This is a genomic window from Microbacterium fluminis (assembly GCF_051549805.1).
Lineage (GTDB): Bacteria > Actinomycetota > Actinomycetes > Actinomycetales > Microbacteriaceae > Microbacterium.
Genome location: NZ_CP196042.1, coordinates 2,342,958 through 2,357,172, shown reverse-complemented (window position 1 = coordinate 2,357,172; position 14,215 = coordinate 2,342,958). Strand labels below are relative to the sequence as shown.

Below are 14,215 nucleotides of genomic sequence, written 5' to 3'. Positions count from 1 at the left end.
CGATTGGATACTCCTGTGACCCGACGCATCCTGCAGCTCCTGATCGGCCTCGTGCTCTACGGCACGGGGTGCGCGATGACCGTCGAAGCCGGTCTCGGCGTCGATCCGTGGACCGTGCTCGCCCAGGGCCTGTCGATCCACACCGGGATCGGCATCGGCTGGGTGACGAACATCCTCGGCTTCCTCGTCCTGCTCGCCTGGATCCCGCTGCGGCAGAAGCCCGGCGTCGGCACGATCGCCAACATCCTGCTGGTGGGCACGAGCATGCAGGCCGCTCTCACGCTGATCCCGCCGGTGACCGGCGTCCTCCCCCAGTTCGCGATGCTGATCGGCGGGGTGCTGGTCGTCGCCCTCGCCTCCGGCCTGTACATCGGCGCACGCTTCGGACCGGGTCCGCGCGATGGTCTGATGACCGGTCTGCACGGTCGACTCGGGTGGCCGATCTGGGTGTGCCGGCTGACCGTCGAGGTCACCGTGCTCGTCCTCGGCTGGCTGCTCGGCGGCACGGTCGGCATCGGCACGGTCGTGTTCGCCGCATCGATCGGCCCGCTCGTGCATCTCGCACTGCCGCTGCTGGACACGCGTCGCGCGCCCCGAGGGGCGTCGTCCGCGGCCGCGCAGACCGGCACCGCCGCGCCCACCCTGCGGGCGTGAGGGCGGGCGGAGGCGGCGACCGCCCTCAGTGCTCGCGGAACTGCGGCCAGTCGCTCCCGGGCCGCATGTGCGAGCGCAGGGCGCCCTTCGCGATCTCCATCGTCGGGTAGACGCCCGTGCTCTCATCGGCGCCCGCCATCGTGACGGTGTAGCCGTCCGCGTCCTTGCGGATCGCGCCGACCACGCCCCCGGTGCCGTACGCGACCCAGAGCGGGTGATGGGTGTCGGTCGTGCTCATGGTGCACTCCTTCCGATGACGCGAACGCTACGCCTCGCATGTCCGCGCGCCAAGCCCCACCGCCGCCGTGTCGCGCGGGTGTCCCCGGACCGGCGAGCCGCTAGCCTGGAGGGGTCCTTCCCTCCGTAGCTCAGTGGAAGAGCGAGCGGTTTCTACCCGCTGGGTCGGGGGTTCGAATCCCTCCGGGGGGACTTGTGTGATGAGTCGCGACATAGGAGACATCTGAGTCGCGACATAGGAGACATTCACGAGGAGGAGCCCGGCCATCGGCCGGGCTCTTTTTCGTTGTTTCGCCAGTAGGTCCGAGTGGGATCGATGGTGTTGGTGGCGATGATCTCGCCGGTGTCGAGGTGGACGACGGTGATGGTGTGGTCGTCGGCGATGAGGATGCAGCGTTTCCCGCGATGTGTGGCGCCGATGCCGAGGTGGTGCACGCGGGCTGCGCGGCGGAAGCTGATCTTCCCGTTGGTGTCGACGTGGTCGTGACGGACCCGGTAGTGGGTGCGGTCGTCGTGTCCGGAGGGCGCGGTTTTGGGTGTGCTGGCGTAGGCGGTGGCTGGCGTGGTTCCTCGGGCGCGATGGGGTCGGGTGGTGTTGTAGTGCTCGCGGAACGTGTTGAGCTGGGTCTGCAGCTCGGTGATCGTGGCGGCGCGTGGGCGGGCGGTCAGCCATCGTTTCAGGGTCTGGTGGAATCTCTCGATCTTCCCCTGGGTCTGAGGGTGGTTCGGGGCGCCGTTCTTCTGCCGGATGTTCAGCGCGGCGAGGACGTATTCGAACTGGTTGCGGCCTCCTCCGTGACGGGCGGTGTAGACGCGGCCGTTGTCGGTCAGGGTCGACGCGGGCGGCCCGTAGGCATCGATGGTTGTCAGGAACGTGTCCACGACGTCACGGCCGGTGACGGGCCGGTGGGCGGTGCAGCTGAGGAGCAGGCGGGAGTGGTCGTCGAGCCAGTTCAGGATCTCGACGTCGGTGCCGTCCGCGAGGCGCCAGTGGGTGAAGTCGGATTGCCAGGTCTCGTTGGGCTGGGAGGCTTCGAACCGGATGTAGGAGCTTTTCGGTCGTTTGCGTGGTTCGGGCACGATCAGCCCGGCGGTGTGCAGGATGCGTCGGATCGTGGAGGTCGATGGGGCCCGCAAGCCCTCGCGTTCGAGGTGCCAGGCGATCGTGACGGGGCCGGCGTCCGTCCCGGCAGCGGTCAACGCGTGCCGCAGCTCCACGACCCGGACCCGGACCCTGTCCGTGACCGCCTGCGAACTCGTCAACGGGGCGCGGGACCGTGGCTGCAACCCGTCCAGGCCCTCGTCGCGGTAGCGGGCGAGCAGCTTGTGCAGATACTGCCGCGACATCCCGTACTCGGCCGCCGCCTGGGTAACCGTGAGCTGCCCTGAGACGATCTTCAACACCACAACCCGATGCTTCGACGACATGCACGAGTGTCGCCTATGACCCGACTCACGTGTCGCCGATCACCTGTCGCCTATGTCGTGAACCCAGACACCTCCGGGGGGACTTGTGAATGCGTCTCCACATGGAAGACAGCAGGGCGCTCCAGGCATCCGTCCATCGAGCGCCGTGGGTCGGAGCTCACCCCGGGAGCCGTGTCCGCCGCCGTCGATAGGATGGTCGTCATGGTGGGGGCTTCAGAGAACGACCGGCTCGTCTGGATCGACTGCGAGATGACGGGACTCGACCTCGACCTGGACGAGCTCGTCGAGATCGCCGTCGTGGTGACCGACTTCGACCTGAGACCGATCGATCCGGGCTTCCAGATCGTCATCAGACCCGACGAGTCCGCCATGGCGAACATGAGCGAGTTCGTCACGCAGATGCACCAGAAGTCCGGACTGCTCGAAGAGATCCCGGATGGGGTCAGCGTCGCCGAGGCCGAGTTCCTCGCGCTGGAGTACATCCAGCGGTTCGCGCCGATCGAAGGGAAGGCGCCGCTGGCCGGCAACACGATCGGCACCGATCGCATGTTCCTGGCCAAGTACATGCCCCGCATCGACCGGTGGCTCCACTATCGCAACGTGGACGTGTCGAGCGTCAAGGAGCTCTCGCGCCGCTGGTACCCGCGCGCCTACATCCACGCGCCGGCGAAGGACGGCGGTCACCGCGCGCTCGCCGACATCCGCGAATCGATCCGCGAGCTCGCGTACTACCGGCAGGCGGTGTTCGTGCCGCAACCCGGCCCGACGAGCGACGCGGCGCGAGCCGTCGCCGCCTCCGCGGTGTCGGCGTATGCCTCCGACGTGTGAGAGAATCTTATGGTTGTCCGCGCAGGCGGGCGGCATGGTGGGTATAGCTCAGTTGGTAGAGCGCGGCCTTGTGGTGGCCGATGTCGCGGGTTCGAGCCCCGTTACTCACCCCATTCCCCGCAGCTCGCGGGACGCCTCGGACGGAGGCCGCCCATGATGCAGATGGACGCATCATCCTTCGAGCGTCTCGTCGTCGCCGAACTCGATCTGCTCCCCGACGACATGGTCGACGGCCTCGACAACGTGGTGTTCGTCGTCGAGGATCGCCCGGAGGACGGCAGCCTCGACCTGCTCGGTCTGTACGACGGATGGGCGCTCACCGAGCGGGAGCGCTACGGGGTCGGCGAGCTGCCCGACCGCATCATCGTCTACCGCGAGTCCCACCTCGACGTGTGCGAGACGCTCGAAGAGCTCCGCGACGAGGTGCACGCCACTCTCGTGCACGAGATCGCGCACTTCTACGGCATCGACGATGCCCGTCTGCACGAATTGGGCTGGGCATGAGCATCCTCGCGCTTCCCGACCTCGACACCGGCATCGCCGCCACCACCGACCGCGCCCCGCTGCGACCGTGGCAGGCCGTCGTGTGGAACGATCCGGTGAACCTGATGAGCTACGTGGTGCACGTGTTCCGCGAGTACTTCGGATTCCCGCTGCCCGAAGCCACCCGGCTCATGCTCGCCGTCCATCACGACGGCCACGCTGTCGTCGCCGAAGGTGCGCGCGAGCAGATGGAGCTCCACGTGCAGGCGATGCACGACTACGGCCTGTGGGCCACCGTCCGGAGAGCACCATGAGCACTGTCGACCGATTCGTCGTCCTCGAGATCTCGCGCATCGAGATCACGCACCTCGCGGGGCTCGTGACCCAGTTCTCCGATCTGCTGATGGAATCCGCCGGAGAAGACGTGCGCACCGGCGACCCGGCGGTCGCCCGCCTGGTGCCCGATGCGTATCGCGACGACGCCGACGCGGCGCGCGAGTTCCGGTCGGTCACCGAGGACGACCTCCTGTCGCGGCGCACGGCCGACGCGAGGATCGTGCTCGACACGCTCGGTGAGCAGCCGGAACCGTTCGAGCTCGACGATCCGGGGCTGACGGAGGTGGTGACGATCACCCTCGATCCGCACGAGGCGCGTGCCTGGATGCGCACCCTGGCGGCGGTGCGGCTGGTGCTGGCCACCCGACTGGGGATCGTCGACGACGACGACCACGAACACGAGGATCCGCGGTTCGGGATCTACGACTGGGTCGGGTACCGCCTCGACGGTCTCGTGCGGGCGGTCAGCGGCGACGAGTGATCCGCGTGATCCGCATCACGGGATCGTGACCTGCACGGTCGCGTGCCGGACGGGTTCGTCGCGGAGGAGGTGCCGCTCCTCCTGCTCCGCCCAGCGCTCCCAGTGCGGGCGGTAGGTGTCGCCGTCCCGCTCCAGCGCGCGACGCCGGCGTGAGGCATCCGGAGACTCCATCCACACGCGCACGTCGGCCAGCCTGGCCGTGACGGGGGTGAGCACGCCGGAGCCCTCGACGATGAGCGGCAGTGACGGGTCGACGGCGTGCGCCTCCGCCGGGGCCTCGCCCTCCCAGTCCCAGCGCTGCCAGACACCGACCATGCCCCGCGCGTGCGGAACGAGGATCTGCGTACGGGCGAGTTCGACGCCGTCGGCGAGCCCGTCCCAGCCGGGGTACAGCGAGTCGAGTCCCACCAGCTGAACGCGTCCGCGCAGCGGCCAGTGGGCCACCAGATCACGGGCGAGAGAGCTCTTGCCCGCTCCGCTGCGTCCGTCGATCAGGACGACGGGATTGGATGCCTCGACCGCGCGCACGGCGTCGACGATGCGCGAGAGCGCGGTCGCCCGCGCGACCGCGACCGGGTCGGGGCTACTTCTTGAGGGCGCGGATGACACGGCTGAGCGCGCGGCCGGCGACCCACACGAACGGGATGGCCACCGCGAGGAACGCCACCACGTTCGGCTCGAACCGCAGGTCGTCGCCTCGGCGGATGTAGGCGCCCAGCGGCACCGCGTAGCCGCCGCCGCCACCGCCGCCGTTGCCCGCCTCGTCGGAACCGCCGCCGAAACCCGACCACGTGAGGGCCACGGGCACGAGGCGCACGCCGTCGACGTCCTCCTGCTCGCCGTAGGCGCTCTTGACGCCGAACGATGCGGACTGCTTGCCGAGTTCGAGTGCGATGTTGGGCATGTCCCCACGCTAGCGCGGGGTGCACGCGAAACACAGCGGCGCGGTCACTCCAGCGACCTCGGCAGCGGGTTGGACGGGAGGGCGTCGATCGCCCGGCCGCGGCCCAGGAACGCGGCACGTGTCACCGCGGCCGTCCCGAACCGCGCAGTCGCGTCGTCCATCGCGCCCTCCACCCGCTTCCACTCCTCGTCGTCGTCCCACAGGGCGAGCGCCGCGCCGCCGGCGTGCTGGAGCTTCTCGGCGCGGACGCCGACCAGACGCACGGGCAGTCGCCGGTCGATGGCCTCGAGCAGCTCGTGCGCCGCGTCGCCGATCCGCTGACCGACCGCGGTCGGCGACTCGAGCGTCTGCGCGCGGGTGAGCGTGGTGAAGTCCGAGAACCGGATCTTGATCGAGATGGTCGCGGCTTCCCAGCCGTGCGTGCGCAGTCGGGCCCCGACGCGATCGGAGAGACGGCGCAGCTCGGCCCTGAGCACCGTGATGTCGGCGATGTCGTCGTGGAACGTCTCTTCGTGGCCGATGCTCTTCTCGACGCGGTCGGGCTCGACCGAGCGGGGATCGAGCCCCCGGGCGAGATGCCAGACGCGCTCACCGCCGGCCGCGCCCAGGGCACGGGTCAGGACGTCGCGCGGAGCGTCGCGGATGTCGGCGATCGTGCGGATGCCGCGCGACTCGAGGGTCTCGGCGGCCTTCGGCCCGACGCCCCACATCGCGCGCACCGGACGGGGACCCAGGAAGTCGAGGGTGTCGCGCTCGGCGACGATCAGCAGTCCGTCGGGCTTGCTGATCGTGGACGCCATCTTGGCGACGTGCTTGGTGGCCGCCACCCCGATGCTGCACACCAGCCCGGTCTCGGCGAGCACTCGACGGCGCACCTCGCGCGCGATCGCGCCGGGACTCCCCCACAGCCGCCGCGCGCCGCGGACGTCGAGGAACGCCTCGTCGATGGACAGCGGCTCGACCAGAGGGGTGAAGGTCTCGAAGATGGCCATCACCTCGGCCGATTTGGCGGTGTACCGGGAGAAGTGCGGCGCCACGATGGTCGCGTGCGGGCACAGGCGCAGCGCCTGCGAGACCGGCATGGCCGAGCGCACCCCGAACCGCCGGGCCTCGTACGACGCGCTGGAGACCACGGATCGACCCTCGGGCGCGCCGATGATGATCGCCTTGCCCTTCAGCGACGGGTCGTAGAGCACCTCGACGGCCGCGTAGAACGCGTCCATGTCGACGTGGAGGATGCCGGTGCCGCTGTCGTCGGCGTCGTCGGGGGAGACCATCCGCCCCGATCCGTCACCGCGCCCCATGCTCCGATCATCCTCCGGACCCCCGACATCCGTGGGATGACGGGAGCGGACGCTACTGCGCGGCGCGCTCCAGGATCAGCTCGCGCACGCGCGCGGCGTCGGCCTGGCCCTTCATCGCCTTCATGACCGCACCGATGACGGCACCGGCGGCCTGCACCTTGCCGTCGCGGATCTTCTCCATGACGTCGGGCTGCGAGGCGAGCGCCTCGTCGATCGCGGCGATGAGGGCGCCGTCGTCGGAGACCACCGCGAGCCCGCGGGCGTCGACGACCTCCTGCGGGGTGCCCTCGCCCGCCGCGACGCCTTCGAGCACCTGCCGGGCGAGCTTGTCGGTGAGGGTGCCCGCGTCGACCAAACCCTGCAGCGCCGCGACGTCGGAGGGGGCCACGAGATCGGATGCCTCGCGACCGGCTGCGTTCGCCAGGCGGGTGAGCTCACCGGTCCACCACTTGCGGGCCGCCGACGGCGAGCATCCGGCCGCCACGGTCGCCTCGACCTCGGCGAGGAGACCGCCGTTGGCGACGTCCTGGAACTCCAGATCGGTGAATCCCCAGCTCTCCTTGAGACGCCGACGGCGTGCGGCGGGCGGCTCGGGCAGCGCGGCGCGCAGCTCCTCGATCAGCGCGGGAGCCGGGACGACGGGCAGCAGGTCGGGTTCGGGGAAGTAGCGGTAGTCGTCGGCGTCGGACTTCGGCCGACCCGGCGACGTGGTGCCGGTGTCCTCGTGCCAGTGGCGGGTCTCCTGCGTGATCGTGCCGCCGGCGGCGAGGATCGCGGCCTGACGCTGGATCTCGTACCGCACGGCACGCTCGACCGAGCGCATCGAGTTGACGTTCTTCGTCTCGGTGCGGGTGCCCAGCTTCTCCTGTCCCCGCGGGCGGAGGGACACGTTGGCGTCGCAGCGCAGGTTGCCGCGCTCCATCTTCGCGTCGGAGATCCCCAGCGACAGGACGATGTCGCGGATCGTCTGCACGTAGGCCTTGGCGATCTCGGGCGCGCGGTGCTCGGCGCCGTAGATCACCTTCGTGACGATCTCGACCAGGGGGACGCCGGCACGGTTGTAGTCGACGAGCGAGTGCTCGGCGCCCTGGATGCGTCCGGTCGAGCCGCCCACGTGCGTGAGCTTGCCGGCATCCTCCTCCATGTGCGCGCGCTCGATCGGCACCGTCACGATCGTGCCGTCGGCGAGCTCGACATCCACCGAGCCCTCGAACGCGATCGGCTCGTCGTACTGGCTGATCTGGTAGTTCTTGCCCATGTCGGGGTAGAAGTAGTTCTTCCGGGCGAAGCGGCTCGACGGCGCGATCGAGCACCCGAGCGCGAGCCCGAGCGAGATCGAGTAGCGCACGGCCTGCTCGTTCACGACGGGGAGCGAGCCCGGAAGGCCCAGGTCGACCGGAGCCAGGTCGGTGTTGGGCTCGCGACCGAACGAGTTCGGCGCCGCCGAGAACATCTTGGTCTTCGTGTTGAGCTCGACGTGCACCTCGAAGCCGAGGACCGGCTCGAACAGCTCGAGCGCCTCGTCGAAGTCGAGCAGCTTGTCCTTGGCCATCAGCGGCTCCCCTCCGTCGATCCGGTTCCGACCAGTGCAGGCGCCCGGTCGAGCAGCGGTCCGCCCCATTCGTCCACCAGGAGCGCCTCCAGCGCCGCACCCACCCGATACAGCCGCGCGTCCCCGCGGACCGGTGCGAGGAACTGGATGCCCACGGGCAGACCGTCTTCGGATGCGAGCCCCGACGGCACCGAGATGCCCGGCACGCCGGCGAGGTTCGCGGGGATCGTGGTGACGTCGTTGAGGTACATCTGCAGCGGATCGTCGAGCTTCTCTCCGAGACGGAACGCGGTCGTCGGCGCGGAGGGCGTCGCGATCACGTCGACCTGGGCGAACGCCGCGTCGAAATCGCGCTGGATGAGGGTGCGCACCTTCTGCGCCGACCCGTAGTAGGCGTCGTAGTAGCCCGCCGACAGCGCGTAGGTGCCGAGGATGATGCGACGCTTGACCTCGTCGCCGAAACCCGCGTCGCGGGTGGCGGCCATGACGTCCTCGACCGTGCCGGACACGTTCGCACGAAGCCCGAACCGGACGGAGTCGAACTTGGCCAGGTTGCTCGAGGCCTCGGCGGGGAGGATCAGGTAGTACGCCGCGACCCCGTACTCGAAGTGCGGGGCGCTGATCTCCACGATCTCGGCGCCCTGGGCCTCCATCGCCGCCAGCGACGCCCGGAAGGATGCCGAGACGCCGGCTTGGAACCCGCTGTCGGGGAGTTCGCGGATGACGCCGACCTTCAGCCCGTTCAGCACCTCGCCGCGGGCGCCCTCACGGGCGGCCTCGGCGAACGAGGGCCAGGCGTCGGAGAGGGAGGTCGAGTCCCGGTGATCGTGGCCGCCGATGACGTCGTGGAGCAGACCCGCGTCGAGCACCGTGCGGGCGACCGGGCCGACCTGGTCGAGCGACGAGGCGAGGGCGATGGCGCCGTAGCGGCTGACGCCGCCGTAGGTGGGCTTGATGCCGACCGTCCCGGTGACGTGCGCGGGCTGGCGGATCGAGCCGCCCGTGTCGGATCCGAGGGCCAGCGGAGCCTCGAAGGCGGCGACGGCCGCGGCCGATCCTCCCCCCGAGCCGCCCGGAATGCGGTCGAGATCCCAGGGGTTGCGGGTCGGCCCGTAGGCCGAGTGCTCGGTGGAGGAGCCCATCGCGAACTCGTCCATGTTGGTCTTGCCCAGCGGCACGAGTCCCGCGGCACGGGAGCGGGCGACCACCGTCGCGTCGAACGGCGACATGTAGCCCTCGAGGATGCGGGACCCGCTCGTGGAGGGCATGTCGGTGGTGACGAGCACGTCCTTGATGGCGAGCGGGACACCGGCCACCGGGCCGAGCTGCTCGCCCGCGGCACGGCGGCGATCGACGTCGGCGGCGGCATCCAGCGCCCGTTCGCTCACGTGGAGGAACGCGTGCACGTCGCCGTCGACGGCGGCGATGCGGTCGAGGTGGGCCTGCGTCGCCTCGACACTGGACACCTCGCCCGCGGCGAGCCTGTCTGCGAGCTGCGCAGCGGAGAGGCGGATGAGGTCGCTCAGGGCGCTCACTGCTCCTCCCCCAGGATCGCCGTCACGCGGAAGCGGCCGTCGGCGGCGTCCGGAGCGTTCTGCAGGGCCTGCTCCTGCGTGAGGGTCTCCCCCACCTCATCGGCGCGGAAGACGTTCTCCAGCGGCACCGGGTGGCTCGTGGCCGGCACGTCGGGCGTGGCCACCTCCGACACCTTCGCGATGTTGTCGACGATCGCGTCGAGCTGCCCGGTGAGGCGCTCGACCTCCTCGTCGCTCAGCTGGATCCTGGCGAGCACACCGAGATGGCGCACGAGATCGGGGGTGATTTCAGACACCCTCCGATCCTAGTTCGGATGAACGCGGCGGCCCGGCCGTAGGCTGGCGCCGTGACGACCTACGACCCGCCTCGCCCGTGGATCCGGAGCTACGCCGCCGGTGTCCCCGACGACCTCGATCCCGTCTCCGGGTCGCTCGTCGACATCGTCGACGCGTCGGTACGGGACTATCCGGATGCCGCGGCGCTCCAGTTCTTCGGACGCGAGACCACCTACCGAGAGCTCGATGCGCAGATCGCACGTGCCGCGGCGGGGCTGAAGGCGCTGGGGGTCGGGAAGGGCGATCCGGTCGCGATCATCCTGCCCAACTGCCCGCAGCACATCGTCGCGTTCTACGCCGTGCTGCGCCTGGGTGCGGTCGTCGTGGAGCACAACCCGCTCTACACCCCGCGCGAGCTGCGCAAGCAGTTCGAGGACCACGGCGCCACCGTCGCGATCGCATGGAGCAAGGTCGTCTCGACCATCCAGGACTTCCCCGCCGACCTGGCGGTGTCCCGCCTGGCCTCGGTCGACGTCACACAGGCCATGCCGCTGGCCACACGCCTGGCCCTGCGCCTGCCGATCGCGAAGGCGCGCGAGTCCCGGCGCGCACTTCACGAGCGGGTCACCGGCACGGTCCCGTGGGAGCAGCTGGTGCGCGCGGATCCGCTGCCCGCCACGCACCCGCGACCGGCCACCGACGATCTCGCGATCATCCAGTACACCAGCGGCACCACCGGCACACCCAAGGGGGCGGCGCTGACCCACCGCAACCTGCTGTCCAACGCCGCGCAGGCGCGCGCCTGGGTGCCCTCCATCGTGCGGGGGGACGGATGCGTCGTCTACGCCGTGCTGCCGATGTTCCACGCGTACGGGCTCACCCTGTGCCTGACGTTCGCAATGTCGATGGGCGCTCGGCTGGTGCTGTTCCCCCGGTTCGACCCCGACATGGTGCTCACGGTGACCAAGAAGCATCCGGCCACCTTCCTCCCCCTCGTGCCGCCGATCGCAGAGCGACTGCTGCGCGCGGCGGAAGAGAAGGGGGTCTCGCTCGCCGGCACGGATGTGGCGATCTCGGGCGCGATGGCGCTGCCGCACGATCTCGTGGTGCCGTTCGAGAAGGCGACCGGAGGCTACCTCGTCGAGGGGTACGGGCTGAGCGAGTGCTCCCCCGTGCTGATGGCCAATCCCGTCGCCGAGAGGCGCGTGCCGGGCACCGTGGGTCTGCCGCTTCCGGGCACCGAGTGCCGCGTCGTGGATCCCGACGAACCCTCCCGCGACGTGCCCGCAGGCGAGCGCGGCGAGCTGCTGGTGCGCGGTCCGCAGGTGTTCTCGGGCTACTACGGCAAGCCCGAGGAGACGGAGGCCGTGTTCGTCGACGGCTGGTTCCGCACCGGCGACATCGTGCAGATCGACGAGGCCGGATTCGTGCGCATCGTCGACCGCATCAAGGAGCTGATCATCACGGGCGGCTTCAACGTCGCCCCGACCGAGGTCGAGAACGCGCTGCGTCAGCACCCGCAGGTGCAGGATGCCGCGGTCGTCGGCCTGCCCAGCGAACACAGCGGCGAGGAGGTCGCGGCCGCGATCGTGGTCGAGCCCGGCGCCGAGATCGACGTCGAGGCGGTGCGGGAGTTCGCCCGCGGCATCCTGACGCCGTACAAGGTTCCCCGACGCGTGTTCGTGGTCGACGAGCTGCCGAAGTCTCTCATCGGCAAGGTGCTGCGCCGTCAGGTGCGCGATCGGCTGCTCACCCTCACGACGGGCGGCTGACCGGCGCGCTCACGTCACCCGGCGTCGCTCGCGTCCACACGGTCGGCGGTCTTCGGGGTGTCCCCGCCGTCGAGCGCCGACGGACCCTCGGTGACGAGGAGACGGAACTGCGCGGCATCGATGATGCGCACGCCCAGCTCCTCGGCCTTGGCGAGCTTGGAGCCCGCCCCGGGCCCGGCTGCGACGAAGTCGGTCTTCTTCGAGACGCTGGAAGCCGCCTTGCCGCCCGCCGCGAGGATCGCCTCCTGGGCGCCGTCGCGCGAGTAGCCCTCGAGGGAGCCGGTCGCGACCACCGTCACGCCGTCGAGCACCCCGCCCGCGGTTGTGGCCGCTCCGGGCCCGGGGTGCCCGGGGGTCGCGAACGACACGCCCGCGCCTCGCCAGGCGGCGACGATCTCGCGATGCCAGTGGACGTTCAACCACTCGCGGAGCGACTCGGCGATGATCCCGCCGACGCCTTCCACCGCGGCGAGCTCGTCGGCCTCGGCCGCCTCGATGGCGGCGAGCGACCCGAAGTGCTGAGCGAGGGCGCGAGCGGCGACCGGTCCGACGTGCCGGATGTTGAGCGAGACGAGCTGACGCCACAGGTCTTTCGTCTTGGCCTTCTCGAGCTCGTCGATGAGGGTGACCGCCTGCGCCGAGGGCAGCACCCGGCGGTGGTCCTTCTTCACCCCCGCCGCACGACGCTCGGCCGCGGTCGCCTCCTCGAACCCGGGCGGATAGGTGATCTCGACCCGCTGGAACGGGGCCCGGCGCACCGGCTCCCCGGTCTTCTCGTCGATCTTCGGCTCGCCCGTCTCGGCATCCCGCACCACGACTTCGATGGGCACGATCTGATCGAGCTCGAGCGCGAACAGTCCCGCCTCGGTCTGCAGCGGGGGTGTCTCGGGCACCGACGGCTGGGTGAGCGCCGCGGCCGTCACCTCGCCGAGCGCCTCGATGTCGAGCGCACCGCGGGAGCCGATGTGCTCGACGCGCCCGCGCACCTGCGCGGGGCACGAGCGGGTGTTCGGGCACCTGAGGTCGATGTCTCCCTCTTTCGCGGGGGCCAGCGGGAAGCCGCACTCCGGGCAGTCCGCCGGCATGACGAAGGCGCGCTCGGTGCCGTCACGCAGCTCGACCACCGGGCCGAGCACCTCGGGGATGACGTCGCCGGCCTTGCGCAGCACGACGGTGTCGCCGATCAGCACGCCCTTGGCCTTCACGACGTCTTGATTGTGCAGCGTCGCCTGCCGGACCACGCTGCCGGCCACGCGCGCCGGCGCCATGACGGCGAACGGCGTCGCCCGCCCGGTGCGGCCCACCGAGACCACGATGTCGAGGAGCTTGGTGTTGACCTGCTCGGGCGGGTACTTGTACGCGATCGCCCATCGCGGTGCGCGACTCGTGGCGCCGAGCTCGTCGTGCAGGGCCAGCTCGTCGACCTTCACCACGACGCCGTCGATCTCGTGCTCGACGTCGTGGCGGTGCTCGCCGTAGTGGGCCACGAACGCCAGCACCCCGTCGATGTCGTCGGAGGTGCGGAAATAGGGGCTGGTGGGAAGCCCCCACTCGGCGAGCAGCGCGTAGACCTCGCTCTGCGAGGACACCGGCGGATTCTCCCACGCGCCGATCCCGTGCACGAAGAGGCGCAGCGAGTCGAGCCGTGCCTGCCCGGCCTCGCGCTCGAGCCCGTCCTTCTTGTCGAGCTGCTGCCGCAGGCCGCCGCTCGCGGCGTTGCGGGGGTTGGCGAACGACGGGAAGCGCCGTTCGGCGCTCAGCCGCGCCTTCGCCTCGTCGAAGGCGCGGGACCGCGCCCGGCTCTCGTCGACCGCGCGCTCGCGCATATCGGCCTGCAGGGCGTTGAGCGCATCGAAGGCGGCGACGGGGATGAACACCTCACCGCGCACCTCGACGAGCGGCGGATGCCCCGTCCCGGCCAGCCGGTCGGGGATGCCGTGCACGCGCACGGCGTTGACGGTGACGTCTTCTCCCACACGCCCGTCGCCGCGCGTCGCGGCGGAGGTGAGGACGCCGTGCTCGTAGCGGAGGCTGATCGCGAGGCCGTCGATCTTGAGCTCGGTGAGCCATCGCACGGCGCGCCCCGCCGCCGCCTGAGCCTTCGCGCACCACTCGGCCAGCTCCTCCGGCGAGAAGACGTTGTCGAGGCTGAGCATGCGCTCGGCATGCGTGACGGGCGCGAACATCGACGCCTGCGCGGCCCCGACGGTCTGCGTCGGCGAGTCCTGCCCCTGCAGTTCGGGGAACCACCGCTCGAGCTCTTCGAGCCGCCGCATCCACCCGTCGTACGTCGCGTCGTCGACCAGCTCCGCGTCGGCGCCGTAGTAGGCGTCACGCGCCCCCGTGATCCGATCGACCAGTCCGCCGGCCTCTGAGCGGGCATCGTCGAGTGAGAGGTCTGCGGGCGGTGCGGAGTGCGTCACGA

General features: G+C 70.5%; 15 protein-coding genes and 2 tRNA genes. 8 read left to right on the top strand and 9 right to left on the bottom strand.

Features of this window, described 5'->3' with window-relative positions:
• Positions 1–15 precede the first annotated feature (15 nt).
• Positions 16–654, top strand: a complete 639-nt coding sequence (locus ACSJDX_RS11395) for a YczE/YyaS/YitT family protein (protein WP_438352790.1) — start codon at positions 16–18, stop codon at positions 652–654.
• Between the two features lie 25 nt (positions 655–679).
• On the opposite strand, the gene ACSJDX_RS11390 is transcribed toward ACSJDX_RS11395, so the two are convergent.
• Positions 680–892, bottom strand: a complete 213-nt coding sequence (locus tag ACSJDX_RS11390) for a methyltransferase (RefSeq protein ID WP_438352789.1) — start codon at positions 890–892, stop codon at positions 680–682.
• 119 nt (positions 893–1,011) lie between these two features.
• On the opposite strand from ACSJDX_RS11390, the gene ACSJDX_RS11385 reads away from it, so the two are divergent.
• A tRNA-Arg gene (locus tag ACSJDX_RS11385) sits at positions 1,012–1,083 on the top strand.
• Between the two features lie 54 nt (positions 1,084–1,137).
• Here ACSJDX_RS11385 and ACSJDX_RS11380 read toward each other — a convergent pair.
• Positions 1,138–2,319 (bottom strand): IS481 family transposase, encoded by a 1,182-nt coding sequence (locus ACSJDX_RS11380; protein ID WP_438352326.1) that lies wholly within the window; start codon positions 2,317–2,319, stop codon positions 1,138–1,140.
• A 201-nt stretch (positions 2,320–2,520) separates the two neighbouring features.
• On the opposite strand from ACSJDX_RS11380, the gene orn reads away from it, so the two are divergent.
• From orn to ACSJDX_RS11355, 5 genes are all read left to right on the top strand, one after another.
• Positions 2,521–3,147 carry an oligoribonuclease gene (gene orn, locus ACSJDX_RS11375; protein ID WP_438352788.1) on the top strand — a complete coding sequence of 209 codons (627 nt, stop codon included), beginning with the start codon at positions 2,521–2,523 and terminating at the stop codon, positions 3,145–3,147.
• A 37-nt stretch (positions 3,148–3,184) separates the two neighbouring features.
• Positions 3,185–3,260, top strand: a tRNA-His gene (locus ACSJDX_RS11370).
• 49 nt (positions 3,261–3,309) lie between these two features.
• On the top strand, positions 3,310–3,651 hold the full coding sequence (locus tag ACSJDX_RS11365; RefSeq protein ID WP_438352787.1) for a metallopeptidase family protein: 342 nt from the start codon (positions 3,310–3,312) through the stop codon (positions 3,649–3,651).
• A complete protein-coding gene (clpS, locus tag ACSJDX_RS11360) occupies positions 3,648–3,944 on the top strand; it encodes an ATP-dependent Clp protease adapter ClpS (RefSeq protein ID WP_438352786.1) in 297 nt (98 codons plus the stop codon). Before ACSJDX_RS11365 ends, clpS begins: the two co-directional genes overlap by 4 nt.
• The gene (locus ACSJDX_RS11355) at positions 3,941–4,447 is read left to right on the top strand and encodes a DUF2017 family protein (protein ID WP_438352785.1); all 507 of its coding nucleotides are present in this window, start codon (positions 3,941–3,943) and stop codon (positions 4,445–4,447) included. Before clpS ends, ACSJDX_RS11355 begins: the two co-directional genes overlap by 4 nt.
• A 15-nt stretch (positions 4,448–4,462) precedes the next feature.
• On the opposite strand, the gene ACSJDX_RS11350 is transcribed toward ACSJDX_RS11355, so the two are convergent.
• The 6 genes from ACSJDX_RS11350 to gatC are packed head-to-tail and all read right to left on the bottom strand — an operon-like array spanning position 4,463 to position 10,038.
• Positions 4,463–5,056 carry a hypothetical protein gene (locus tag ACSJDX_RS11350; protein WP_438352784.1) on the bottom strand — a complete coding sequence of 198 codons (594 nt, stop codon included), beginning with the start codon at positions 5,054–5,056 and terminating at the stop codon, positions 4,463–4,465.
• Positions 5,031–5,351: a hypothetical protein gene (locus tag ACSJDX_RS11345; protein ID WP_438352783.1), complete on the bottom strand. Its 321-nt coding sequence runs from the start codon at positions 5,349–5,351 to the stop codon at positions 5,031–5,033. The genes ACSJDX_RS11350 and ACSJDX_RS11345 overlap by 26 nt, the downstream gene beginning before the upstream one ends.
• A 44-nt stretch (positions 5,352–5,395) precedes the next feature.
• A complete protein-coding gene (gene dinB, locus ACSJDX_RS11340; protein ID WP_438352782.1) occupies positions 5,396–6,655 on the bottom strand; it encodes a DNA polymerase IV in 1,260 nt (419 codons plus the stop codon).
• Positions 6,656–6,707: 52 nt separating this feature from the next.
• The gene (gene gatB, locus ACSJDX_RS11335) at positions 6,708–8,207 is read right to left on the bottom strand and encodes an Asp-tRNA(Asn)/Glu-tRNA(Gln) amidotransferase subunit GatB (RefSeq protein WP_438352781.1); all 1,500 of its coding nucleotides are present in this window, start codon (positions 8,205–8,207) and stop codon (positions 6,708–6,710) included.
• The gene (gatA, locus tag ACSJDX_RS11330; RefSeq protein ID WP_438354976.1) at positions 8,207–9,733 is read right to left on the bottom strand and encodes an Asp-tRNA(Asn)/Glu-tRNA(Gln) amidotransferase subunit GatA; all 1,527 of its coding nucleotides are present in this window, start codon (positions 9,731–9,733) and stop codon (positions 8,207–8,209) included. Before gatA ends, gatB begins: the two co-directional genes overlap by 1 nt.
• A 5-nt stretch (positions 9,734–9,738) precedes the next feature.
• Positions 9,739–10,038, bottom strand: coding sequence for an Asp-tRNA(Asn)/Glu-tRNA(Gln) amidotransferase subunit GatC (gene gatC / locus ACSJDX_RS11325; RefSeq protein WP_438352780.1), 300 nt, complete (start codon positions 10,036–10,038; stop codon positions 9,739–9,741).
• Positions 10,039–10,089: 51 nt separating this feature from the next.
• On the opposite strand from gatC, the gene ACSJDX_RS11320 reads away from it, so the two are divergent.
• On the top strand, positions 10,090–11,790 hold the full coding sequence (locus ACSJDX_RS11320) for a long-chain-fatty-acid--CoA ligase (protein WP_438352779.1): 1,701 nt from the start codon (positions 10,090–10,092) through the stop codon (positions 11,788–11,790).
• A 14-nt stretch (positions 11,791–11,804) separates the two neighbouring features.
• On the opposite strand, the gene ligA is transcribed toward ACSJDX_RS11320, so the two are convergent.
• Positions 11,805–14,213 (bottom strand): NAD-dependent DNA ligase LigA, encoded by a 2,409-nt coding sequence (gene ligA / locus ACSJDX_RS11315; protein WP_438352778.1) that lies wholly within the window; start codon positions 14,211–14,213, stop codon positions 11,805–11,807.
• Positions 14,214–14,215: the final 2 nt, after the last annotated feature.